Here is a 25,554-nt window from a genome sequence, read left to right as displayed (position 1 = left end):
AAAACTACCCTTTACGCAACTAGTTGTTGAATTACAGTTTCATAACACTACACTAATATGTACTTTAAGTTCGTAACTGCTCAAAGAGTAGAATTTTAATTTTATAAGGATAAAAGATGAAAAAAACATTAATCATAACAAGTTTACTTGCTGCTGTAGCATTAAATGCCCCCACAGCCAGCGCAGAAGATATTTCATTACGTGTATGTGAATATGTTTCTGTAAATGACAAAACACGTTTACGCTCTTTTTTAAAAAATAAAAAATTAAAAGTAAGGACTATTTTTAGTAAAGTAATGTGTAACGGTAAAAACTTGCTAGTTTTTGCAGCTGAAAATAAATCTCTAGATACGGGTGAATTTTTAATTGGTAAACTACCAAAGAAAACAGTTAAAGCTAATCTAGCCGATATTACTAAACTATCAGCTCACTTGGCTGAAGATGCACAAGAAAGAATAGAATAGAATAGATAAAACGCAGGAAAGGATTCCTTGCAAATACTATCAGGCTCTTTTTTGTTGTTTCAATTTAACAATCAGTGGATGTACACGATCATTTAAGACTTTAATAACCTCAAACTGCTTTAACTTAAAATTTTCATCTAAATTAAATTCATTTTCTAGACAAATACAAACAGAACCTTCACTTGTATAGTCAACGATAAGAAATTGACCCATCTGATTTTTAGATTTCAATTGAATAATTGCATCTAAACTTGGATCTCTTCCTTGATAAATTTCAAAAAACCAACTTTTTGTCAACATCGGTTTAAGGTAGTGTTTTACAGCTGTTGCATTTAATGCCATTTGGCATATTTGTGCTTCATTCCAAAGCTTGAATCCATCAAGATAGGCAAATACTTGCTGGTAGAAATTAGCGTCAGTTAAACTAAAAGAAGGATTTTTCAATGCATCATTAATTAGGTTTCTAATTTTATATGGTGTACTAAAAGACATCTCATTACCCATGTCGAGTAAAAGCGCATTTGATTTATAACAAGCAATCCAACTCCAGTTTTGTGAAGCTTGTAACATTTAAAAATCCCCGAAACCTATTGATTCTGGGGATTATAGTTAAATTCTATACAATATTGAATTATTTTTAATATTTTTTTTGATCGGATCATTATTTTTAATTTCCGATCCTTATATAGGGAACAATGATCTCTACAAGCTAGTTAAGATCTTTTTAACTAATGGTGGACCTTGATAAATAAATCCTGTGTAAACTTGTATTAAATCAGCTCCTGCATTTAATTTTTCTTTAGCCGATTGCGCACTATCTATACCGCCTACACCTATTATTGGTAATTTTCCGTTAGTTAAACGTTTTAACTCACTGACAACATGAGTCGATTTTTCTCGTACTGGTTGCCCTGATAAACCACCCGCTTCATCACAATACTTTTCGCCTTGAACTAAAGAACGATCTAATGTGGTATTTGTTGCGATCACACCATCAATCTTGTTGCTTACTAAGGATCCCGCTACTTGTTCAACTTGTACCTGATCTAGATCTGGTGCAATTTTAACAAGCATAGGTACGTGTTTCCCATGGTTTGCTTCTAAATCTAATTGTTCATTCTTTAAACTTGATAATAAATCATCCAAAGCAGCACCATATTGTAAATCTCTTAGACCTGGCGTATTGGGTGAAGAAATATTGACTGTTATATATGAAGCACTCGTAAATACTTTTCTCATACAATATATATAATCATCTTTACCTTGTTCATTTGGTGTATCTTTATTTTTACCAATATTAATACCTAAAATACCATTATAATTAGATGCTTTAACATTATTTAATAGGTTGTCAACCCCTTTATTATTGAAACCCATACGATTTATGATTGCATTTGACTCTGGCAGACGAAATATTCTAGGTTTATCGTTACCTGCTTGAGCTTTAGGTGTAATAGTTCCAACTTCTATAAAGCCAAAACCCATTTGCCCAAAAGCATCAATACATTCAGCGTTTTTATCTAAACCAGCAGCTAAACCAAGTAAGTTTTTAAACTCAAGACCTAAAAATTCAACTGGTTTATCTTCTATAGATTGCGCCCACATAGCATTCAACGGGGTATGAGCAAATCGTCTTAAATTACTTAATGCAAAATTGTGCGCCCATTCTGCATCTTGTGTAAACATAAAACGGCGTGCTAAATCATAAAACATATATTACTCCTAAAAAAATACCCCAATGGTCATGGTGACCAAACTGAGGTATTTTATAACAAATATATTATAAACACATGCTCATTCTGAACATGTTGATATATTATTTATTTTGAATTATCACATGTATGACTTAATAACATTAGCTCTCTTAATGCTACAGAGAATTTTGCAAAATCATGAATTTGTGAAGTTTTAAACTCAGCTAACATATGTAACCAACGCTCTAATATTACTTCATGATCTTGCATCCAAGTATCGACTATCGCATCAACATTACATTCAATATCTGTGCAGCTATTTAAAACGACTGCTGAAATTGAACGTTGTTGCCAATCAAGCTCTTCTCTAAATGATGCGCGGGCAAGAGCTTGCCAATTATTTGCAACTGGTTGGTTTGTAATTTGTTCTAGGAACCAATGTAATCCCATTCTTGCACCAAGTTTAAAGTAAGTGTTAGCAACAATATCCATATTACGTTTCGAATGTTCTGCAACTTGTGCTAAATCCATTACGGAGAACAAACTTGATAACTGAGCAATACGTGAGGCTAGTTTAGCATCAATGCCTTCAGATTGAAGTGATTTTGCTTCAAGTATTAATCTATTCGCTTCTTCTTCATTCATATACGTTGTTAAGTTTTCACTCAAATCAGTAAGTGCAGGACCGAAGAATGCGATTGTTTGTTCAATGTTTAAAGTTTTATTACGATGACGTAAGAACCAACGTGTTGCGCGTCGAATTGTACGACGTAATTGGTATAACATTTCAGTTTGAACAATCGCAGGAACTTTATTGTCTAATTCTTCAATTTGCGACCAAGTTTCTGACATTTCAAATACTTCAGACGCCATAGAATAACATAATGCAATTTCTGCTACTTGCGCACCAGTCTCTTCTATCATGCGAGCTACAAAGTTAAAGCCCATATCATTAATGATATTATTAGCTAATTTAGTTGCAATTATTTCAGCTCTTAGAGGATGACTATCCAACGCACTATTAAACCTTTCTCTTAGTGGAACAGGGAAAGCATTTACTAATAATTGACGGTAATATGGGTTATCAGTCAGATCAGGCGTTACTAATGATTCTTTTAACCCCATTTTTGCATAAGATACTAATACTGAAAGTTCTGGTCTTGTAAGGCCTTGACCAGCGGCAAGTCTTTCTGCTAGCTCTTCATCACTTGGTAGAAATTCAATTTCACGATCTAACAAGCCTTCTTTTTCAAGCGTATGAATAAAACGGATTTGTTCTTTAAGTGTAGATGTCCCCTTTAGTTGACTTACTGAAATTGTATGTGTCTGACGGTAACAATCATTTAGTACATCAACTGAAACCTCATCTGTCATAGAGTAAAGTAATTCATCACGTTGCTTTTTAGTTAAATCTCCTTCAACAACTAAACTATTAAGTAATATTTTAATGTTTACTTCAGTATCTGAGCACGCAACACCACCCACATTATCAATAAAATCAGTATTGATGCGGCCACCTTTTTCAGCAAACTCGATACGACCAAGTTGTGTACAACCTAAGTTACCACCTTCACTAAATATTTTAGCATTAACTTCCGAACCATTAATACGTAATGCATCGTTAGCACGGTCACCAACGTCTGCATCAGTTTCACTCATTGCTTTAATATAAGTTCCAATTCCACCATTCCAAATCAAATCTACAGGCATTTTAAGTACAGCGCGAATTAATTCATTAGGTGTCATGCTTGCTTTTTTAGTACCAAGCATTTTTTTAATTTCAGGACTTAATGAAATTGATTTTGCAGCACGAGAAAATATACCACCACCTTGAGAGATCAATGATTTATCATAATCTTCCCAGCTCGATCGTGGTAATTCAAACAAACGTGCTCTTTCAGGGTAAGTTTTAGTTGAATCTGGGTTTGGATCAATAAATATATGCATATGGTTAAATGCAACTTGTAAACGGATATGTTTAGATAAAAGCATACCGTTACCAAAGACATCACCAGCCATGTCACCAACTGCAACACAGGTGAAATCTGTTGATTGACAATCAATTCCTGTTTCACGGAAGTGACGTTTAACTGACTCCCACGCCCCTTTTGCTGTTATTCCCATTTTCTTATGGTCATAACCTACTGAACCTCCTGATGCAAATGCATCACCTAGCCAAAAACCATATTCTTCAGATATGGAGTTAGACATATCAGAGAAAGTCGCCGTGCCTTTATCCGCTGCAACAACTAGATATGCATCATCTTCATCATGACGTACAACATTTTTTGGTGGAACAACTGCACCTGAAACGATATTATCAGTAATATCAAGTAAACCACGAATGAAGATACGGTAACATTCTTGACCTTCAGTAAAAAATTCATCTCTACAGCTTGGTAGTTGTTTACAAACAAAACCACCTTTTGAACCAACTGGTACTATAACAGTATTTTTGACTTGTTGTGCTTTAACTAAGCCTAATACTTCAGTTCTGAAATCTTCACGACGGTCTGACCATCGTAAACCACCGCGTGCAACTTTACCAAATCGAAGATGTACACCTTCAACTCTTGGAGAGTAAACAAAGATCTCATATGCAGGACGAGGCAATGGCATATCAGGGATAAGTGTTGGTTGTACTTTAAATGAAATAGATGATTTATGTTTATTTTCTGCAGTTAACTGGAAGTAGTTAGTCCGAAGTGTTGCATTGATCATATCTAAGTAGATACGAATAATACGATCATCATCAAGGTTAGCAACCTTGTCTAAATCAGCGTGAATTTGAGCAGTAAGTTTATCATATACTTTTTCAGTAAACTTAGCTTTCGGATTGAATTTTTTATCGAATAAAGAAACTAATTTTTTTGCTAATTCTGGGTAACGTTCAAACGTATTTTCAATATAGTTTTGTGAAAAAGTAACCCCTATTTGACGAATATACTTAGCGTAAGCACGTAACATTGAAGCTTCGCGTCCATCTAAGCCTGCCGATAGAACTAATCTGTTAAAACCATCATTTTCTAAACGGTTGTACCATACGTCAGTTAAGGCATTTTGAAAACGCTCTGAACTTGCACTAAAATCACCTTCAGCTGTATTACCTAGCAACATAGTGAAATCCATTACCCAGTTAACCTGACCATCAGAGGTTTTAACAGAATAAGGTGTTTCACCAATTACACGTAAACCAAAGTTTTCTATCATTGGCATAATTGCAGATAAATGAATTGGCTCATTTTTATGATACAGACTTAAACTTACTTCATTATTAGCAGCTTCTTGAGGACGATAAAAAAGCATCTCAAGTTGACTTTCATCTGTTAATAACTCAAGTTTTTCAATATCAACTACAGCTGCACTTGGTAAAACTTGATCTTTATAAGCTCTCCCGAATGCATGACTATACTTACGATTTAATTCATTCCCTGTCACTTCGCCTGCTCTTTCAAGTAATACAGACTGCAGTTTATCTTCCCAAGTACGTGCGGCTTCAATTAGGTTTCTTTCTATATCTTTCACATTAAATTCGATATTGTTGTCGGCTACACGCACAGTATAGTGTGTTCTAGCCTGGATAGATTCTGAGAAGAAAGTTGTAAATTCAACTTTTTCTTGTGAGCCAAATTCTTTTGCAAGGATCTGCTGAGTATCACGACGTAACGCAGTATTGTAACGCTCACGTGGTACATAGACCATGCAAGAAAAAAATCGACCGTATATATCTTTACGAACAAAAGAGCGACACATATCACGCTCTTGTATTTGCAATACGCCCATTGCGACTTCTAATAGCTCATATTCGTGTGCTTGTAGTAATTCATCACGTGGATATGTTTCTAATATATTCAGTACCGCTTTGTAAGCATGTGTACCTTGTGCAAAGTCACATTTATCCATTATTCTATTAATTTTACTACGCAGTACCGGTATATCTGATGCACTGTTATTGTAAAAGTTAGATGAGAAAAGGCCAATAAAACGATCTTCCCCAACAACTTGTCCATTTTTATCAAAACGTTTAATTCCAATATAATCAATATAAGCTGGACGATGAACACGAGATAAAGAATTTGTTTTAGTTAATATCAATAAGTGTTCATTTTGTGCTTCTTTTCTGGCGATTTCAGGTAAATCAGAAAGAAGTCTTACTTTCTCTTCTTCTGAGTTTTTCATCATGCCTAAACTTGTACCTCTAACACCAACAAGTTCGTAATCACCTTTTACTGCTGTTAACTCATATTGGCGATATCCCATTAGTGTAAAATTATTTGTTCCCAACCAATCTAAAAACTCGATAGTTTCTTGGATTTCCGGTTTGTTTTTTATACCATCACGATTTGGAAGCTCTTTTGTTATCTCCTTTAACTTCTCTTGTATAGGTAACCAATCTTGCACTGAAACAGACACATCTCTTAATACAGAGATCAATTCTAATTTTAAAGATTCAATTACATTCAGGTCAGTTTGACGATCAATTTCAATAAAGAAAATTGTTTTTGTTGAAGATGAAGCTTGTTCGTCTTTTAAATTTGAAAGAGCTGATATTTTATTATCTTCATTTCTTTGGATTTTAAGCGGTGAATGTAATAAAAGATGAGATGCAATATTTTCACGTGTTAATGCCATACGTACGGAATCAACCAAAAAGGGCATATCTTTAACAATTATTTCTACAATCGTGTGAGAAGATTGCCAACCATGTTTAGCAAGTTCTGGATTTACAACTCTTACCATGATGTCATCTGACATATGATTTTCAAGCGAATTCCATAAACTTAATGCAGCACCATATAAATCACTGTCGTTGCGATTTGCCAAATCCTCTTTAGACATATTACTGTACAAGGTTTTGGCAAATTTTTCTACGAGCGACACATTATCTGCATGTACTTTATGATGTATTAATTTACAAACATTATCCAACAGAACTGAAGTGTTACCAGCGTTTTGAGTCATTGTGTGTTCCTTAATCTATTACTACTTTGAACGTATATACTTAAACTTTTACAAGATGTAGAATTCAATTAGAGATAGAAACTTTCTACAATCCCCAGATTCATTTAAGTATAATTCTAGTACAGTTGTTTATTAGCGTGGAGTCGGGATGAATTCTAACTCTTTTAGCTAGTAATTAAACCGTTTTTTTATGCCAATGCAGTATAAATTTCAAACGGTTGGACATCTATTCACAAAATATAGATATAAATGGCCTTTTATGGCCATTTTTAAGAACAATTATTCACATTTATTTTAATTTTTTTTATGTTCGTCCTTATACGGCCACAAAATAGTACCTATTGCAGGTAGGAACAATACTGCACCAAGCATGTTAACCAAAAACATAAAAGTTAATAATATGCCCATATCTACTTGGAATTTAAGATCTGAAAATACCCAAGTACTAACACCTAATGCTAAAGTGATTCCAGTGAACAAAACGGCACTGCCTCGCTCAATTAAAGCATTACGATATGCTTGTGACAATTTAATACCATCTTTAAGCTGAGAGCTCATTGAGGATAGTATATAAATGCCATAATCGACACCAATACCGACGCCTAGTGCTATTACCGGCAAAGTAGAAACCGTGAGACCGATTTCAAGAGATACCATTAATGCTTGCGCCATAGTAGATACAATATATAAAGGCAAAACAACAGCGATTGTTCCTCTGATAGAGCGAAAGCTAATTAAGCATAGTAAAATAACAGCACCGTACACATAAAGCATCATCGGTAACTGTGCCTCATCAACTGTTTGATTTGTTGCGGCCATAACGCCTACAGGCCCTGTAGCCAAAAGAAATTTCAATTCATCGGTTTGCTCTTCTTTAGCAAACTTGTCAACTGCAGCAATAACACGTTCAATCGTATTCGCTTTATGATCTTCCATAAATATAATTATTGGCATCACACTACAGTTACCGTTTAACAACCCTGTACTTGTTTCAACTCTTGCTGTTGCTTGAACTAAACTGGAAGTATTACGAGGTATTGTCTGCCATTTAAAATTTCCTTCGTTGTAACCAGCATTGACAGCTTGCGATACTGAAGTTAACGAAATAACTGACTGTACACCTGCTACGTTTTCTACATTCCATTGGAATCTATCAATACGAGACATGATATCATGAAAGGTACAAGCTTCTTCTGGTCCTTCAACTATCACTTTGAGAATATCAACAGAAATACTATACTTATCTGTTATCAAAAAGGTATCTTGATTGTACTGTGCATCTGAATGTAAAGAAGGTGCGCCTGCATGAAGATCTCCTATTTGCATTTGTTGTGATTGCCAAAAACTTAAACCAAATAATATAGCAACCACAAACATAATTTTGCGAGCAACTTTAGGATCTGTCGCACTCACTAACATATCAATTAAGCGCTGAAATAGGCGAGATGAATTTCCTTCATTATGATGACTTTTAGTAGGCATTTTCCCAAGATAGGATGCAACTACAGGTAATAACATCAAATTTGTAAATATAATGACTGCGACACCTAAACTTGCTGTTATGGCTAGTTCACGAATAATGCCTATATCGATAGAGAGTAATGTTAAAAAGCCTACTGTATCCGACAACAATGCAATACCACCAGGAATTAATAAACTTCTAAAACAGGTTTCTGAAGCCATTTTACAACTAAGACCTTCTGATGTTTTTTTACCAATAGCATTAACCATCTGTATACCATGGCTTACACCGATTGCAAACACGAGAAAAGGGATCAAAATAGACATAGGATCCAAACCAAATCCCAATTTAGACAACAAACCAAGCTGCCAGACAACCGCTATCAATGAACACACAATTGGTAACAAGGTTAATTTCAAACTTTTACAAAAAAACCAAACCATGATAAAGGTAAAAATAATGGCGATTAAAAAAAACAATACTACGCCTTTAGCACCATCCGCGATATCACCTGCCATTTTTGCAAAACCTATAATATGGATAGATACATTGTCTGTAGTAAAAGGTTTTCGAACTTCAGATTCAAGTTTGCTGGCAAAAGTCAATGTATCTAATTTTTCATGTGTTGTAGGATCTATTTCCATCAATTGCGCAGAAACCATCGCACATGAATAGTCATTGGCAATTTGGCGACCCACGATATTCGCTTTTTCTATATTTTCTTTTACTTTAATCAACCCTCTTTCATCAGCTTTAAAGTCTGCAGGTATTATTGGTCCACCTGCAAAACCATCCTCAACAACTTCAACAAAGCGTGCGCTTGGAGAAAATATAGATTGTACTAAAGATCTATTTACACCTGGTATAAAATAAAGTTGATCATGAACTGATTTTAACTGTGTGAAAAATTCAGGATTAAAAATATCTCCATTTTTATCACAAACAGAAATTAAAATACTATTAGCACCGCCAAATTGTTTTTCATGTTTTAAATACAATTTCATGTACTCATGATTTAATGGGATGTTTTTATTAAATGATGCATCTAACTTTATATTAGTTGCACTAAAAGCCAAAAAAATAGTTGTTAATAAAAATGCGATGATAACCGCTAAACGATGCCTAAAAATAATCAATTCAAATTGGGTTAATATACTGCTCATTATTCTAATTTAACTCCTGACTTTTAATGCCCACTTCTGAAGCAAAAATTAATTGATTATTACTAATCACTGTTGCTAAATTTGCCTTACCATCAGATTGTTGCTCTTTTTTAATTATTCCTGAATTATAAGTTAGCAATACACCATTATTAGCGGATAAAATTGCGCCTGTAGGTGTTTTTAAGATGTGATTTATTGTAGCTTGCGTGTTTGTCTTTAATTTATTCCAGCTCTTTCCGTTATTGTTTGATACAAATGCATTACCTCTTAAACCAGCAATAAGCCAGTTACCATCGTTAAGAATTTCTATATCAAAAAATGAGCCTAAGTAAAATTCAGTCATACGCAGCCAAGTTTTGCCTTCATCAATGCTTGTTGCAACAAAACCTTGTTCACCCACCATAATGATTTGTTTTTTTGAAAAGTGAATTTGATTAAAGTGAGGTAATATTGATTGGGTTTCTATTTCATAACTTGCATGGTCTTCTGCTTTTAGCTCAGCTAAATAATCAGCATCTTCTTTAAACAGCAAACTACTCAAAAATTCACTGTTCCAATTCTTTCCCCCATCTAATGTACGATAAAATAATCCGTAAGCACCAATTGCAACACCATTTAATTTATCTGTAAATAAAATATCTAAAAAAGGCTTATCTAATTCAGGCTGATAGTTTTGAACATGCCAGTTAATACCGCCATCTTTTGAATTTAAAATAGTCGCGTCATGCCCTACTACCCAACCATTATTTTGATCTATAAAAAAAACTGCTGTTAATAATATTTGTACTGGCACGTTAGACTGTTGCCATTGAATACCATCTTTACTATGTAAAATAATCCCTCTTTTGCCTACAGCAATTTTATATTGACCATTATCAGTGATGTCGGTTAATAAAGAATTTTGCGCTTTTGGAGCCATAACAGCTGGTATAAGTGAACTTAAAGCTTTTGTATTCACTGCAGCTTGGAGCTTGTTCGTAAAAAATACAATGCACGTGAATAACAAGCAATTAATAAAAAATTTCATGAGAGACTTCGTTTAATTAGTTAGTTAAAAAAGGCCCGTTAAGGGCCTTATAAATATGTGTTTGTTATCTACGTCCGTCGCGTTTTAGTGCGTTAGAGGTAAACTCCACATTTTTAAATGGTTTAGAGAAGTCATACATCTTCTCTTCGTTATCTAAGCCTATTGCCAAGTAACGACGTGAGTTTAAATCATGGTAAACATCTAGAGTACTCCAATGTGTTTGTACTTCATAATAATTTAAACCATGAGCCATGGCAACACGGTACAACTGATCACGATTATCATAAATGTCAGTAACATGTACTTGCCAGCTATCTTCATCTATATAGAAAACACGTTTTTTGTAAATATGACGTGTACCTTCTTTAAGGTTAGCTTCAACAACCCACACCCTATGTTTTTCATAACGCACATGCTCAGGGTTAATATGACCTGCTTTTAATATATCAGCATACTTTAAGCTATCACTATGTAACTTATAGCTATTATATGGAATATAAAGCTCAGTTTTACCTTTTAGTTCCCAAGTGTAACGATTGGGTGAACCGTTAAACATATCGAAATCATCTGTAGTACGTAAGCTATCAGACGCTGTACCTGGCGCATCATAAGCAACATTTGGCGCACGGCGAACACGACGTTGACCCGTATTGTAAGTCCAAGCTTGGCGAGGTGTTAAAATTTGGTCCATTGTTTCATGAACTAATAACGCTGTACCTGCAAGACGAGCAGGTTGTGTTACTTTTTGTTTAAACTTAAATAAAATATTTGATTCTTGTAAAGACTCAGGTGTTGCATCTTTTTCTGAATATTTAACAAGTAACTTTTCATCAAAGCCAACAACATTAAATGAACCGCTTGCAGTTGGTGCTGCTTGTCCACCAAATCGAGATATAGATAAACCTCGATATCTTAAGATATGATTCCAGATAACTTCCAAACCAGTTTCTGGAACAGGAAATGGGATCCCTATTGCTGTGTTTTTAATACCATTACCATCTTTTATTAATTCCGCATTTGGGGCATATTTCTTAGTCGCATCATAAATAAATTGAGGATACGACGCACTGCGGCGTGTCGGGTAGATATTCATTTTAAAAGTATCAGGATAAGTATCAAACAATGCTAGTTGACCTGGCGATAATTGTGCTTTGTATTTATCTAAATTACTTTTATCAATTGTAAATTTAACTGCGTCAGTGGCAAAGGGGTCTGGATGATGCATACCTAGTGTGTAACCAGCAGGTGCTGATTTAATACCACCATCCCAAGCAGGAATAGAACCATCCGCATTTCCCGCTTTTTCAGCTCCAATAGGCGTTAATTCAACACCTAACTTAGCGATGTTGTCTGCTGACGTTTTTGCAAAACTACTGTTGGTAGCAAATATAGCACAAAGGGCTACTGCTATTAGGGTACGTTTTTTAATCATAATTTTACCCTTAAATTGAGTATTTAATATTGAGAGAAATATAATCACGATCAGTGAAATTATTTGTTTGACCGCCACCCCAGAACTTGTTGTAACTCATATCAAGTGACCATGCATTTTGATAGTTAAAATTAAGATTTAAACCTAACGATTTTCTATCTTCAATGAACAAATACATAGGATCAGGTGTTATACCATTTACATCATGTGAAAATACCACACGAGGAGACACGTTCACACCAGAAAATAGATTATTATAATCACCTTTAGCTACCAAACGATATCCCCAAGCTGATGCTGAAGGAAATGGATTCGTTTCTTGGCCATTAGATAATGCTTGGTGAAGTAAGGTGTAATCTTTACCTTCTACACCATACATTTTACCTGTACGGCCAGTTCCTGATACATTTAATCTTAACTTGTCAGGATCGGGCATATCATTGATTGTAACACCACCAACTTCACCTAATAAAACCCAGCTATCAGCTCCTAAAGATGGACCAAATAAATGAGTTGCCGTGAACTGTAACTGCATTGTATCGCTTGTGACATAACCTTGGACATTTTCACCAGGTTGTAACGTCTCTAGTTGAGAGATTTCTGCAAAGTCAGGACGTATACCTGCTACTGCCAATTGTTCAGGCATAACAGCATAAAGAAGCTCAACATCATCGATTTGAAGCGGCTCATCTTCTCGGAAAGTAAACTCACCTGCAAAAGACGTTTCACCTAAAACAGTGTTAAAACTTAAACCATATAGCTTGATGTCTTCAGGATATACTAAGGCACCACTACTAAATGCACCTAGTTCAGTAATGTTATCTTCGGTTATCTCATTTTGTGCAATATAACCAAGATCTGTACCTATACTTTGTGCGGTAAAATTAGATGCTTTAGCCGAAATTAACGGTCTACGACTGTGATAGTTTACATGATATAGACTAAATTCTGTTTCATTTAACTCAGGAACATACCAAGAAAATTTCAAACCAAATTGACCTGAATCTTTTGGTTTTGTCATGCCTTTTGAGCCTTTCCCCTTTAATGCCACTTTTGTAGGGTAAGCTAGGTACATACTTCCAAGTAAAGCTTTACCTTCAGGGCTAACCAAAAATGCTTGACCTTCCACACTAGAAGCATCTAGCCCTTGTGTTAAAGCTGCATCTCTGTACAAAGTATTTAAACCAGAAGTGATGGCAGCTAGATCCATATCAGGGTTAGAGGTAAAACCTAACTGAACATTGTTCAAGTAACCATTTTCTGAGGCAAAGTCATTAGTCGAAAAATAACTACCCGCCACAGGCAAACGTGTTTCCTGCCACTCATATTGATAAAAAGCTTCAAATGAAATATTTTCAGTAATACCTAAAGATGCCCAAAGCATACCAACGGGTATAAATGCTTCTTTTAAATCTGCACCGGGGGCTTTTAATCTATCGATATCAACTGGATTTACATTGATACCATGAGAAATAAGCGTACTTTCTCCCCAGTTTACAACTTGTTGACCTAAACGGATTGAAAGTGGATTGTTACCATCATTTAAATCAAAATCAGCATATACAAATGCATCTAATAACCTTAAATCTCTACAAACCTGATCTTTTGAGTTTTCATCAGCACAAGGATCAACTTGGTTACCTGAAGTTGGATTGCGATATGCACGGTTTTCATCCATTAACTCAAAATCATAAAAGTACATAAATCGAGTAAATAAACCGAAATTTCCTTTTCGAATATCAAGCTCATGTGTACCTTTTATCAACTTCGAGAATGTATCTCCTGAGTCAAAATTTAGGTTTCCAGCATCACCGTTGTTAGAGTATGTGCCTGGATTAGCCCAAACATCACTAGATGAATATATAGGATTAAGAGCAGCATTATAGCCATTCCAATTAAAGCTAGGGTGATTACTTTTACCGATTTGGTTTTCGAAATCACGATCTTCTATACGCCAGCTGCTACCAGCTGAAAATGTTGAATCAAAATTCACCTCAAATCCACCCAATTCAAAATTCTTGGCTGAAATCTGTTGGCTACTAAGAGCAATAAACGCACAGGTAATTCCGAGCGCTAATTTCTTTTTGACAAAAAGAGGTCTTTTTATCATGTTGTCTTCCCTCTGTGGCGGGTTACTTTGTGATCAAGTTATTGTTTTTAGTATACTAGTACCGAATCAAAGCATTACAGTAAATTACATCTGATGCAAGCAACCAATGTAAATTAAAACAAGTTAACGCTTTCACTCATTGGTAAGACATCTTACCAGTAAAATTATACTCTTTTAAAGTAATTACGTTAAAAAATTAACAAAAAAGCAACGAGAGCCGCTCTAGCCCTTTAAAAACAAGTAAAATGTGATTCTATGTTATTTTTTCAAGGGATATAAATTGATTATAATCAGTTAATTTAAGCTTAAATTGTTGCTTAATTCCTATTGGGGTAATAAAAGAACGAAACCTATTTGCTGGAATTCTAATTGTTTTTCCTGAATGGGAAGTAACTTGAATTGACTCAATATGACCTGAATAAAATTGTTCACATTGTTCGTAACTTAAATCTAAATCGAATAAAAACTGTTTCATTACTTTATTATTTAATCATTTAAAAAATTGTTAGCGTTATTGTGGTAAATAACGCTAACTTTACCTTGTATTGACTAGTTTAAAGCTTTAGAAACTTTTTCATAGAGATCTGGGCTTAAATTTTCAATATTTTCTAGTCTTTGTAGCTGCTTCTTAATTAATAGCTGCCTATTAATGTCTAATTTTTTCCAGGACATTAATGGGGTGATCATCCTAGAAGCATTCTGTGGATTAATATCATTTAACTTAATTAATATATCAGTTAATAACTTGTAACCTGAACCATCGATATTATGAAAATGTTTTAAGTTAAAGTGAGAGAAGTTACCAACTAGTGCACGTACACGATTTGGATTTGCATAATCAAAGTGATCATGTTGATAAAGCGTTTCAAGGTGTGAGGTAATATCTGATCTGTCTTGCATTGCTTTAAGTGCAAACCACTTATCCATTACTAGTGCGTTTTTTGACCACTTAGATTCGAAAGAGTCTAACATTTCATTGGATAATACATGATCAGCATGAACCACAGCACTTAATACAGCAAGTGCATCAGTCATATTTTCTAACGCATATTGCTTTTTAAGGATTAGGATTAGGTTTAGATCTAGTTTATTTTGTTTAGCTAAGTAGAATAAGCAAGCATTTTTAAGTGCACGCTTTCCAACTACAGTAGCTGAAAGGTCTAAGCATTCAGATTCACTCTTTTTACTTAACGCCTTATATCGTGTTATAAATTGCTGTGATAATGCATCCGCTATTTGTTTCTCAAAGCTTTCGCTAACCTTTATTAATTCATCAACAGGAACTTGCTCATAATCTGAACTTAAAGTATCAAAACTAGGTAACTTTATTAATTGTGCTGCTAATTCAAGATCAATAGTACCATCTTCGATTATGTCTTTTATTAATTCAATAACACTAGATTCTAATGTCATATCATTATTTTCGACTGCTCTTTTAATATTATTTGTAATTAATATTTGTTGTGCATCCCAACGAGAAAAATCTGAACTTGCATGACGTACAATATGGCATAACTGCTTATCAGAATATTCAAACTCTAACTGGCAAGGTGCTGAGAAGTCTTCAAGTAAAATAACCGTAGGCTTTTCTTTTAAACTATCAAAATAAAAAGTATGTTGCTCATCTGTAATATTTAATACTTTATTTATTTTTTTATTTTTATAAGTTAAAGGTAATGTTTTACCAGACGAATCTAAAAATTCGATCGCAAAAGGAATATGTAAATTTTGTTTTATTGCTTGATCTGTTGTTGCTGTATGTACTTGTTTAATTTCAAGTTGGTATTGTGATTTTTTAGCATTATATGATTCGGAAACAATCAGTTTCGGTGTCCCAGACTGACTATACCAAGTTTTAAATTGTGTTAGATCTATGTTAGATGCTGCCATCATCACATTGACAAAGTCATCACAGGTAACAGCTTGACCATCATGGCGTTGAAAATAAAGATCCATGCCTTTCCTGAAATTTTCTTTTCCTAATAAAGTATGCATCATACGAATAACCTCAGCACCTTTATTATAAACCGTCACTGTATAAAAGTTATTCATCTCTATTACTTTTTCAGGTCTGATCGGATGTGCCATAGGCCCTGCATCTTCAGAAAATTGATGTGTACGCATCGCCTTGACTGCGGCAATTCTATTTATTGCACGCGAGCCTAGATCTGAACTGAATTCTTGATCTCTAAATACAGTTAAACCTTCTTTTAGTGATAATTGGAACCAATCTCTACAAGTAACTCGATTACCTGTCCAGTTATGGAAATATTCGTGACCTATGATAGATTCAATCATATGATAATCACTATCGGTCGCAGTTTGTTGATTGGCTAATACACATTTGCTATTGAAAACATTTAAACCTTTGTTTTCCATCGCACCCATATTGAAAAAGTCAACAGCAACTATCATATAAATATCTAAATCATATTCTAAGCCGAAAGTGTCTTCATCCCACTTCATTGACTTTTTAAGGGATTCTATTGCATGTGGTGCTTTATCGAGGTTCCCTTTATCAACAAATAAGGCAAGGTCAACTTCACGACCTGACATTGTTGTGTATGTGTCTCGCAATACATCAAAGTCACCTGCTACTAATGCAAAAAGGTAACAAGGTTTTTTGAAAGGGTCTTGCCAAACAGTATAATGTCGGTCAATGCCAATATCGCCCTGCTCTATTTTATTACCATTTGATAATAGATGAGGATATTTTTTATCTGCGATAATTTTTACTGTGAAAGTCGCTAACACATCAGGTCTGTCTTGGTAATATGTTATTTTTCGAAAGCCTTCCGCTTCACATTGTGTACAATATGCACCATCTGAAAGGTAGAGACCCTCTAATGAAGAATTGGTAGCAGGTGATATTTTAGTGATGATTGTAAGTTCAAATTCATCTTTGTCGCTTTTCAAAACTAACTGCTCTTTTAATAACTGATAGTCACTTAATTGTTGTCCATCTATCTCAACCGATAATAGCTCGAGATCGATTCCATCTAAAATCAAATCGCCTTGTATTACACTTTTATTTTCACAATAGTTACGTTTTACTTTAGAAGTAGCACGTACTTGAGTTTGCGTATCGTCAAGATCAAACTCTAAATATATATCAGTGATTGAAAATGCAGGTTTAGCATAATCTTTTAAAAACTTAGCCTTTGGTGTTTGTATATTTAATGAGCTCATGATGTATCCACAGTTAATTAAAATAAAAACAACTCCCTAAGGAGCTGTTTTTTGTAAATGCGTATTAGGGGCTGTTGATCTTTCAGGGTTAAATTTTGTTCGAGATAAAAGCATCTTAGTCGCGGCGAGTCGTGTGTAGCCTAGTCATTCTAAGTAAATACGACTCAACAAAGAATAAAATGCTATTAACCGAATCCTTAGGACAGCGTTTGTTGGGTATTTTTACTGCGTTATCGCCTTTTTATGTGGAACAACTACATGACAAAGCCTCTGCCTTGTATAAATGCCCAACAATTCGCTGCAAAAGTAATCTCAAAAGATCAACTGCCCCTAATAAATATATTTCTAATACTAATTTTAAGCAGTTTGTTCTTCTTGTAAATACTTAGGCTCAAGTTTGAGGATTTTAATTCCCAAATAAGCGTAAATGACGGCTAAAACAGGGTTTATGATATTGAAGAAAGCGTAAACTGCATAATCTAATGGATTCACTAATAATACTGAATGCATATAAGCACCACATGTATTCCAAGGGATCAATGGACTCGTAATTGTACCACCGTCTTCTAGAGTACGAGAAAGGTTTACACTCGCTAAACCACGCTTTTTATATTCTTCTTTAAACATGCGACCAGGCATTACAATTGCCATATATTGGTCAGCCGCTATCATATTTGTACCTATACAGGTTGCAATCGTTGAAGCAATTAAAGATCCCGTACTTTTAGCTACTTTTAATATGCTACGGACAAATACTTCTAACAGGCCTACTTTTTCCATAACTGCACCAAACATAAGTGCCATCATAATTAACCAAGTTGTATTTAGCATACTTGACATGCCGCCACCACTAAGTAATTTATCCATTTTAGCATCACCAGTGATGACACTAAAGCCATCAAAAAAGGCCCCCCAAACTATTTTGATAGTACCAACCAATACATTTTTATCTACTGTTAGTTGTGATGTAATTAAATCTTGTTGAAATATTAAGGCCCAAACAGCACCTAAGAAAGCACCTATAGCAACAGTAGGAAATGCTGGCATTTTCTTTAAAGCTAATATTAATAATACTATTAATGGAACTAACATAGTTAATCCAATATTAAAATTAGACTCTAAAATTTCATTAATTTCGTTAATACGAGCACTGTCTGTTACATTTCCTGCATTAAAACCTAAAAATGTAAATATAATGAGTGCAATAATAAAACTAGGAACGGTAGTCCACATCATATGGTGAATATGAGAAAATAAGTCAGAGCCAGCAACTGCTGGTGCTAAATTAGTTGTTTCTGACAATGGAGATAATTTATCACCAAAATAAGCTCCTGAAATAACCGCACCAGCTGTAATTGCTTCATCTAACCCTAACCCAGCCGCTACACCTAACAAGCCAACACCTATGGTTGCAGCTGTTGTCCAAGAACTTCCTATGCTCATTGCAACTATGCTACATAAAATACAACTTGCTGCATAAAACCAGCTTGGATTAATTAATTGTAGACCGTAATAAATAAGTGTTGGCACTGTGCCCGATAAAAGCCAAGTACCGATTAATGCACCAACCATAAATAAAATTAAAATTGCCCCCAATGATAAAGTAATCCCTTTGATCATTGCACTTTCTAAATCAGCCCATTTATAACCATTTTTAAGTCCAATCAAAACCACTATCCCTGATGAAAACAATAATGCAATTTGATTTGGACCATAAGAAGAGTTATCTCCAAAAAGGTAAACTGATGCGCTTAATAAAGTGATTAATATAATAATTGGCAATAATGCATCATAAAATTGTGCTTGCTTGATCTGCTTCACGTGTATTCCTCTAGCTGTAATTATCGGTAATATTTAAATATAAAATTTATATAAATATCACGCTTTATTTTTATAGCGCCTTTATCTTTGCGCGGTTTTGAGTATAACAAACCTTAACTCATATTATTCAGCATAAATATAAAATAGCTAGAAACTGCTATTGTGTTAACTTTAATCTTAAATATCAATATAATATAATTTAAAAAAATGAGATTAAATAAGTTTTTGTGAATATAAAGATATATATTTCGCATATAAAAAAAGCGCCGAAGCGCTTTTTTAGATAAAATGTAAAGTTACTTTTTAACGTAACGTCCAAATTTAATGAAGTCAGATGTAATAAGGGCACTTTCTTCTAAGAAAGGATCCATATTCGTTAACTCATCAGGTAAATCATCTAAAGAAGTAACTTCTTCTTTACCCAAACGAAGCATCCTTTTATTTACACGAGCCAGAGAAAGCTTTTCATTCTTATCTCTTTGTGATACGCGGTTTGCTTCAATTAAAGAAATTGTTTTGCGTTCATTTTCTTTTTTATAACGAGCTATATCTTCAAAAACATAGTTAAACTCTGGTTCTACTATAATTCTATCATCATGCTGTTTTTGTAAAAACTTAATAGCAGGCCCTAAGTTAGCGATTGAAGTATATTTTGCATTTCTAATACTGTCCCAAGGTAATGCATTGTCTTCTTGAGATTCCCCCCATTCAGCAGGATCTATTGCTGAAGGAAAAGAAATATCAGGAATAACCCCTTTATGCTGGGTACTACCGCCATTTATTCGATAAAATTTAGCAATTGTATACTGAATACTACCTAAGCTATTTTCATATAAATCGTAATTACGTCCTAAACCTCTATGCTGTTGCACAGTACCTTTACCAAAGGTTTGTTCACCAACGACAATTGCACGACCATAGTCTTGCATAGCAGCTGCAAAGATCTCTGATGCTGAAGCACTATATCTATCAACTAAAATAGTTAAAGGACCATCATAATAAGTAACACCATCAACATCTTTTTGTTGTTCTACGCGACCATTTAAATTATGTATTTGAACCACAGGTCCCTGCTCAAAGAACAAACCTGATAATTGAGTTGCTTCATATAAAGAACCACCACCGTTTTGTCTTAAGTCAATAATAATACCATCAACATTTTGCTCTTTTAATTTAGTCAGTTCTTTTTTGACATCACCTGATAAATTATTATAAAAACCAGGAATGTCTATGACACCAATTTTAGTGTCAATATTAGAGTAACTTGGTTTAAATACTTCCGATTTTGCAGCTCGATCTTCTAAACGAATTTTGTCTCTTGTGATATCTACAATTAAAGGTTTACCATGGGTATCTGCACCTTTGAGATATTGCAAACGAACTAAAGTACCTTTTGGCCCTTTAATTAACTCAACAACATCATCTAGACGCCACCCAATCACATCAACAAATTCTTCTTTACCTTGTGCTACACCAATAATGCGATCATTCGATTTGATTTTTTCTGATTTATCAGCTGGTCCACCCGGAACAAGAGAACGAATAACAGTGTAATCTTCATCATAGCTAAGTACTGCACCTATACCTTCAAGTTCTAGGTCCATGTCCATTTTGAATTGTTCAGCGCGACGAGGTGATAAATAAGATGTATGCGCTTCGATACTACGTGCAAAGGCATTCATAGCAATTTGAAAAGCATCTTCACTATTAGTTTGAACTAACCTCTTTAAAGTGTACCTATAACGTTTAGTTAAAATATCTTTAATGTCAGGCCATTCTTTACCTGTCATCTTCAAACGTAAAGCATCATATTTAACTCTTTGACGCCAAATTTCGTTCAACTCAGCCTGGGTTGTAGCCCATTTAGCATCTTCTCTATCAAATTTGTATTCATCTTCTTTATCAAATTTCATTTCTTTATCTAACAAAGAAATAGAATACTGATAACTATCAAAACGGCGTTTCATACTAACATTGAAAATATCAAAGGCAAAATCGAGTTTACCTGTACTCAAAGCGTTATCTACTAAAAGCCGATATTTTTCAAAATTGTCAATATCTGATTTCAAAAAAATACGTTTACCAAAATCTAAAGATTCAAGATATCGGTCGAATATTTTTGTGGAAAGCTCATCATTTAAATCAATGAGCTTATAATGGGCGCGAGTAAAGAAATTTGTCACCCTTTTGCTAGCAGTACTATGTTGAGATTCTTGTTGTAAAACAGGTAAATCTTCTAGTTTAATCGTTTCTACTTTAGCAAACGCATTCGATGCAATAAATGCAACTGCAAGAGGAATGAGATTAAAACATTTACTCATAGACCATCTCCTTAGATTGTGTATAGACTTTCAGCCTTAGTCTTCACTAGCATTCCGGTTACAATTACTACATGAATATCATCTTTATTGATTTCAGTGATTGTTCCGTTTACTAATGTCTGGCCTAACTTTACTTTAACTTTAGCATTTAATTTAATTTGTTCCGCTGTTAATGCTATTATTTTTCCAGCACGACGAGGCGCATTTTCGTTATTAGGCTTAACAACGGCTGGTTTAGTTCCTTTATCGCCAGATTTATTTCTTGAGCCTGATTTAAATGATTTTTTAGCTGTATCATTACGTGGACGTTGTTGTTTTTTACGTTTAGCAAACTTAGCGCGACTTTCTTCTAATGCTTTTAAAGCATGTTCGATATGCTCTTGCTCTACTTTTTCGCAATCATTACCATCTAGATCAATTCTAAACTCAACCTTGCTTACGGCTTCTAGGTAACGCCAATGTGATGTATATTTACGTAATGCTTGACGAATTTGAGTTTTACTTACGTTATCATTATCTTCAATTTTTTGAGCAATATCTTTAAATATACCCACTTTAAGAGGTTTAATACCATCTTTTTCTTTAAAACAAACTGAAAACTCTTTGTATAAAAAAGAAATAACTGCATTGATATCTTTTAATTTATCAGGATTTTCTAGTACTACTTCAGTTTTTGGTTGTTCAACTTCAGTATTAGTTCGTTCAATATCATTAACGTCTTGTTTGATATCAGTGATTTCTTGATTGCCAGTGGTACTCATTTCTAAACCTTTTTATTCCATCTGCTCATCTAACGATGTCAGGACATGTTGATTAACCCAGTCAGTCAACTCTTCGAAGTCAGTATCTAAAATAGCGGTATCGCCACGAAGATGTTGCCAAATACTATTAATTATATCTTCTATTTTGTCACATGATAAATCATCAGGTAGCTGACCCCAAGCGATGTGGATCAACTCATTTAGATTCTCTGCAACTAATTCTTCACTACCTTCCCAATCGCCGACATCTCGATCTGAAAAAAGAAAGTCTTGAACATTTAATAAGTCTTTCATTACACTTGAGTCTCAAATTGACGTATCAGTGTTTCTAAGCCAACTTTATCTTGTTCATCAAAACGAGAAAGTGAAGGACTATCAATATCTAAAACGGCAAATATTTTACCATTTTTAATGATAGGAACAACTATTTCTGAATTTGATGCAGTGTCGCACGCTATATGCCCTTCAAAAGCATGAACATCACTAACTAATTGCGTTTCCTTTAATAATGCAGCCGTACCACATACCCCTTTACCTACAGGGATACGAATACAAGCAGGATTACCTTGAAAAGGTCCCAATATTAGTTGCTCTGGATTATCCACCAGATAAAAACCAGCCCAATTAATATCTTCTAAAGACATGAATAACAACGCACTTAGATTTGCCATGTTCGCAATGACATTTGGCTCACCTTCAGTAAGTGATTTTGCTTGCTCAGCTAGTGTCTGATAGAAAGCTTGTTTATTCATATTTATAAACTAATTACTTTTTAAACCACAATAATAAGCAAAGGTACTCTTTGTCAGCCTTAAATGAAACCTTTATCCATCAAAAAATCGCCTTAAAGTGTAAAAAAAAAATTACTTGTTTAGATTATAATCAGGCTAGAGAGTTTTACGTTTCAAAATGCTTAATTTATAAACCGACATAAAATGAATAAAAATATACCTGCAGATGTTAACGCCATTAAAGTATTTACCAATAATATCATTCCTCCGCTTGCACTCAGCATAAATGAAAATAATGCCCCTTAAAAAAGCGATAATCAGTATAATCCAATAGTATGTGCATTAAAAATTGCAATCATAATAACTTCCTGAAACTGAACTTATATCATATATTGTAAGTAGTCTGTATTTTATCAACTATAATCAAGATTGTTTATAAAGTTATATCTATTTATGAAATTAAGTATTTCGGTTTGTTCAATATTAATAAGTTTTACTTCCTTTGCTGAAGATCTCCTTGTGACTAAAACTTGCCCTGTTATATTTAAAAATCAAAATGTAGGTATTCTCGCATTTTCAATACCTTGGTTTCATAATAGCGGAAGCCAAGCTTCATATATAGCAAAAGATAGTGCCACAGGCATTGGCATTGAAATTCATTTTTTAGTTAATGATAAAGGATTGAAAGTTATTAAAAAAAGTAAATTATGTGATCAATATCGTATGATTCAATTTAGGGATACCAATGCAAAACTCCCATTAGGTCAAAATAAAATTCAACTTGATATCCCGACACAGAACCCAGAACCATTTTATGATTCATTACCACTTGAGTTTGGTCATGGCATGCACAAAACCCCTATTGATACCAGAGATAAACCATGGACATTTACCGCCATGCGCGCTTCAACAGTCGCTATTTATGACACTCCTTTTGTATCTGATAATTATGGTATTGAAGGAAAAGATATTGAAGTCAAATTTGAAACTTGTGTAGTTTGTCAAAAATTTAAAACCGTTGATCGTATTCTCTCATGTGGTTCATGGGGTTTTAACCGTGAATATATGGGTGATACGACATCTTGGTCTGAGCCCGTAGTCTACCCCATAAAATGTTCAATAAAACCAAATAAGGTATATCTTAAAGCACTCGATAATACTCAAAATATTTCTTATCGCTATGGATTAGACTGGAGATAAGTGAAAAAACTTATTTTGAGACTCTTTCCATATAAAGTTTATTTAAAGCCAACTCTATAGAAAGACTATTATCTTGCTCCATATAATAAATCACTGTTCTCATTACAAAATCAACATTTTGTTTATGTGCTTTTGAAAACGTCTTACATAATTTTTTAAGCTGTTTATCAGATAAATTTTTATCTATTTTTGTATGGTAACTTTCTATCGCAATTTCAAAACTATTGTTATTTTCAGAAAATAAGTCCTTTAATTTAGCTTTAGGGACTCGGTATGTCAGACTTGCAAATTCGAGTGCATCTCTAAAATCTGAAAACTCTTTATTAAATACTGTAATCATTTTAACGGGTATATTCGAGATTTTTAATTTTTCACCATCAACTTCAAATTCAAATCCTGGAAACTGACTCCTTTTTGAAGATTCACGGCCGAGCTCTATACCTGCTTGTACACATTTTTGTAAATTATAATCAAGTTCCTGAGCTTCGTCTTCATTCCACATTTGATATACATGAATCGCTTTTTGATATTTTTTAGCAATTTTACGTTTTGCAATATCACCACGCTCCCCAACTAGTGCTGACTTTTCTTGTTTTAATGCAGTACAACACTCTTTACACGAAGGCACTTGGTAAAAGTCTGCCTCAGAACGTGTTTCAATATAAAAATCAGCATATTTTTTTGGCGGCGCATAATCAAATTCTGTGGCAATACAACCGCAGTAAAAGCACGTGTTAAAATTTTCACCTTTTACAGCGATCATTTGCTGGTATCGTTCTTGATATTCGTTCAATTTATAAGCTCGATAAATTAAATATAATTTTTTCTGTAATTATCCTTAAATCACAGCATAAGTACATAATTTATTTTTTAGATAATATATAGCCTCCCTTTTTATCTTCTACTAAATAACCTAATTGGTTTATTTTATCTCGTAACAGATCTGACTGTATCCAATCTTGATTTACTCTAGTTTGCTGTCTTAGCAATGCAATGTTGATTACTGACATTGGAATTGATTGCACAGTATTATAAATAACATCTAAAGACAAACCTAATACCTTATCTAAGGATAGAGCTGTAGCTTTTTTGTCTTTATCACTTAAATCACTTTTCAATACAGCCCAGAGCACAGTTAAAGCTTGTGGCATATTTAAGTCATTATTTATTTTATTAATAAATTCATTTACAAATTTCGTAACTTCTCAAAAAGCAGT

The 25,554-nt window shown here is 34.0% G+C and carries 18 protein-coding genes; 2 read left to right on the top strand and 16 right to left on the bottom strand.

The window, feature by feature from the left end; all coding sequences use genetic code 11:
* Positions 1 to 116: 116 nt before the first annotated feature.
* On the top strand, positions 117 to 464 hold the full coding sequence (locus tag CJF42_RS05255; protein ID WP_095365673.1) for a DUF3718 domain-containing protein: 348 nt from the start codon (positions 117 to 119) through the stop codon (positions 462 to 464).
* Between the two features lie 39 nt (positions 465 to 503).
* Here CJF42_RS05255 and CJF42_RS05250 read toward each other — a convergent pair whose 3' ends face one another.
* The 14 genes from CJF42_RS05250 to msrC form a co-directional block, all read right to left on the bottom strand.
* A complete protein-coding gene (locus CJF42_RS05250) occupies positions 504 to 1,034 on the bottom strand; it encodes a cell division protein ZapC domain-containing protein (protein ID WP_095365672.1) in 531 nt (176 codons plus the stop codon).
* Between the two features lie 132 nt (positions 1,035 to 1,166).
* Positions 1,167 to 2,177: a quinone-dependent dihydroorotate dehydrogenase gene (gene pyrD, locus CJF42_RS05245; RefSeq protein ID WP_095365671.1), complete on the bottom strand. Its 1,011-nt coding sequence runs from the start codon at positions 2,175 to 2,177 to the stop codon at positions 1,167 to 1,169.
* Between the two features lie 107 nt (positions 2,178 to 2,284).
* Positions 2,285 to 7,120 (bottom strand): NAD-glutamate dehydrogenase, encoded by a 4,836-nt coding sequence (locus CJF42_RS05240; protein ID WP_095365670.1) that lies wholly within the window; start codon positions 7,118 to 7,120, stop codon positions 2,285 to 2,287.
* A 294-nt stretch (positions 7,121 to 7,414) separates the two neighbouring features.
* The gene (locus CJF42_RS05235) at positions 7,415 to 9,745 is read right to left on the bottom strand and encodes an efflux RND transporter permease subunit (RefSeq protein WP_095365669.1); all 2,331 of its coding nucleotides are present in this window, start codon (positions 9,743 to 9,745) and stop codon (positions 7,415 to 7,417) included.
* A 4-nt stretch (positions 9,746 to 9,749) separates the two neighbouring features.
* Positions 9,750 to 10,703 carry a WD40/YVTN/BNR-like repeat-containing protein gene (locus CJF42_RS05230; RefSeq protein WP_252097533.1) on the bottom strand — a complete coding sequence of 318 codons (954 nt, stop codon included), beginning with the start codon at positions 10,701 to 10,703 and terminating at the stop codon, positions 9,750 to 9,752.
* A 133-nt stretch (positions 10,704 to 10,836) separates the two neighbouring features.
* Positions 10,837 to 12,204: a DUF1329 domain-containing protein gene (locus CJF42_RS05225; protein ID WP_095365667.1), complete on the bottom strand. Its 1,368-nt coding sequence runs from the start codon at positions 12,202 to 12,204 to the stop codon at positions 10,837 to 10,839.
* A 10-nt stretch (positions 12,205 to 12,214) separates the two neighbouring features.
* Complete coding sequence (locus CJF42_RS05220) at positions 12,215 to 14,314, bottom strand: DUF1302 domain-containing protein (protein WP_095365666.1); 2,100 nt, start codon at positions 14,312 to 14,314, stop codon at positions 12,215 to 12,217.
* A gap of 253 nt (positions 14,315 to 14,567) precedes the next feature.
* The gene (locus tag CJF42_RS05215) at positions 14,568 to 14,789 is read right to left on the bottom strand and encodes a DUF2835 family protein (protein WP_095365665.1); all 222 of its coding nucleotides are present in this window, start codon (positions 14,787 to 14,789) and stop codon (positions 14,568 to 14,570) included.
* A gap of 74 nt (positions 14,790 to 14,863) precedes the next feature.
* Positions 14,864 to 17,503, bottom strand: coding sequence for an aminopeptidase N (gene pepN, locus CJF42_RS05210; protein ID WP_095365664.1), 2,640 nt, complete (start codon positions 17,501 to 17,503; stop codon positions 14,864 to 14,866).
* Between the two features lie 357 nt (positions 17,504 to 17,860).
* A complete protein-coding gene (gene nhaC / locus CJF42_RS05200) occupies positions 17,861 to 19,324 on the bottom strand; it encodes a Na+/H+ antiporter NhaC (protein ID WP_095365662.1) in 1,464 nt (487 codons plus the stop codon).
* A gap of 296 nt (positions 19,325 to 19,620) precedes the next feature.
* Entirely contained in the window at positions 19,621 to 21,645 is a 2,025-nt protein-coding gene (gene prc / locus CJF42_RS05195) for a carboxy terminal-processing peptidase (protein ID WP_095365661.1), read from the bottom strand.
* Positions 21,646 to 21,656: 11 nt separating this feature from the next.
* Positions 21,657 to 22,406, bottom strand: a complete 750-nt coding sequence (proQ, locus tag CJF42_RS05190; protein WP_095365660.1) for an RNA chaperone ProQ — start codon at positions 22,404 to 22,406, stop codon at positions 21,657 to 21,659.
* Positions 22,407 to 22,418: 12 nt separating this feature from the next.
* Entirely contained in the window at positions 22,419 to 22,700 is a 282-nt protein-coding gene (locus tag CJF42_RS05185) for a hypothetical protein (RefSeq protein ID WP_095365659.1), read from the bottom strand.
* Positions 22,700 to 23,158 (bottom strand): free L-methionine (R)-S-oxide reductase MsrC, encoded by a 459-nt coding sequence (msrC, locus tag CJF42_RS05180; protein WP_095365658.1) that lies wholly within the window; start codon positions 23,156 to 23,158, stop codon positions 22,700 to 22,702. Before msrC ends, CJF42_RS05185 begins: the two co-directional genes overlap by 1 nt.
* Positions 23,159 to 23,656: 498 nt before the next feature.
* Between msrC and CJF42_RS05175 the strand changes: the two genes are divergently transcribed.
* Positions 23,657 to 24,337 (top strand): hypothetical protein, encoded by a 681-nt coding sequence (locus CJF42_RS05175; protein WP_252097532.1) that lies wholly within the window; start codon positions 23,657 to 23,659, stop codon positions 24,335 to 24,337.
* Positions 24,338 to 24,347: 10 nt separating this feature from the next.
* Here CJF42_RS05175 and CJF42_RS05170 read toward each other — a convergent pair whose 3' ends face one another.
* Entirely contained in the window at positions 24,348 to 25,100 is a 753-nt protein-coding gene (locus tag CJF42_RS05170; protein WP_095365656.1) for a hypothetical protein, read from the bottom strand.
* A gap of 100 nt (positions 25,101 to 25,200) precedes the next feature.
* Positions 25,201 to 25,488: a cysteine--tRNA ligase gene (locus CJF42_RS05165; RefSeq protein WP_095365655.1), complete on the bottom strand. Its 288-nt coding sequence runs from the start codon at positions 25,486 to 25,488 to the stop codon at positions 25,201 to 25,203.
* Positions 25,489 to 25,554 lie beyond the last annotated feature (66 nt).

This window comes from Pseudoalteromonas sp. NBT06-2 (assembly GCF_002276045.1).
Taxonomy (GTDB): Bacteria; Pseudomonadota; Gammaproteobacteria; order Enterobacterales; family Alteromonadaceae; genus Pseudoalteromonas.
The sequence above is the reverse complement of the archived record's forward strand: the minus strand, read 5'-3'. Positions and strand labels throughout refer to the sequence as shown.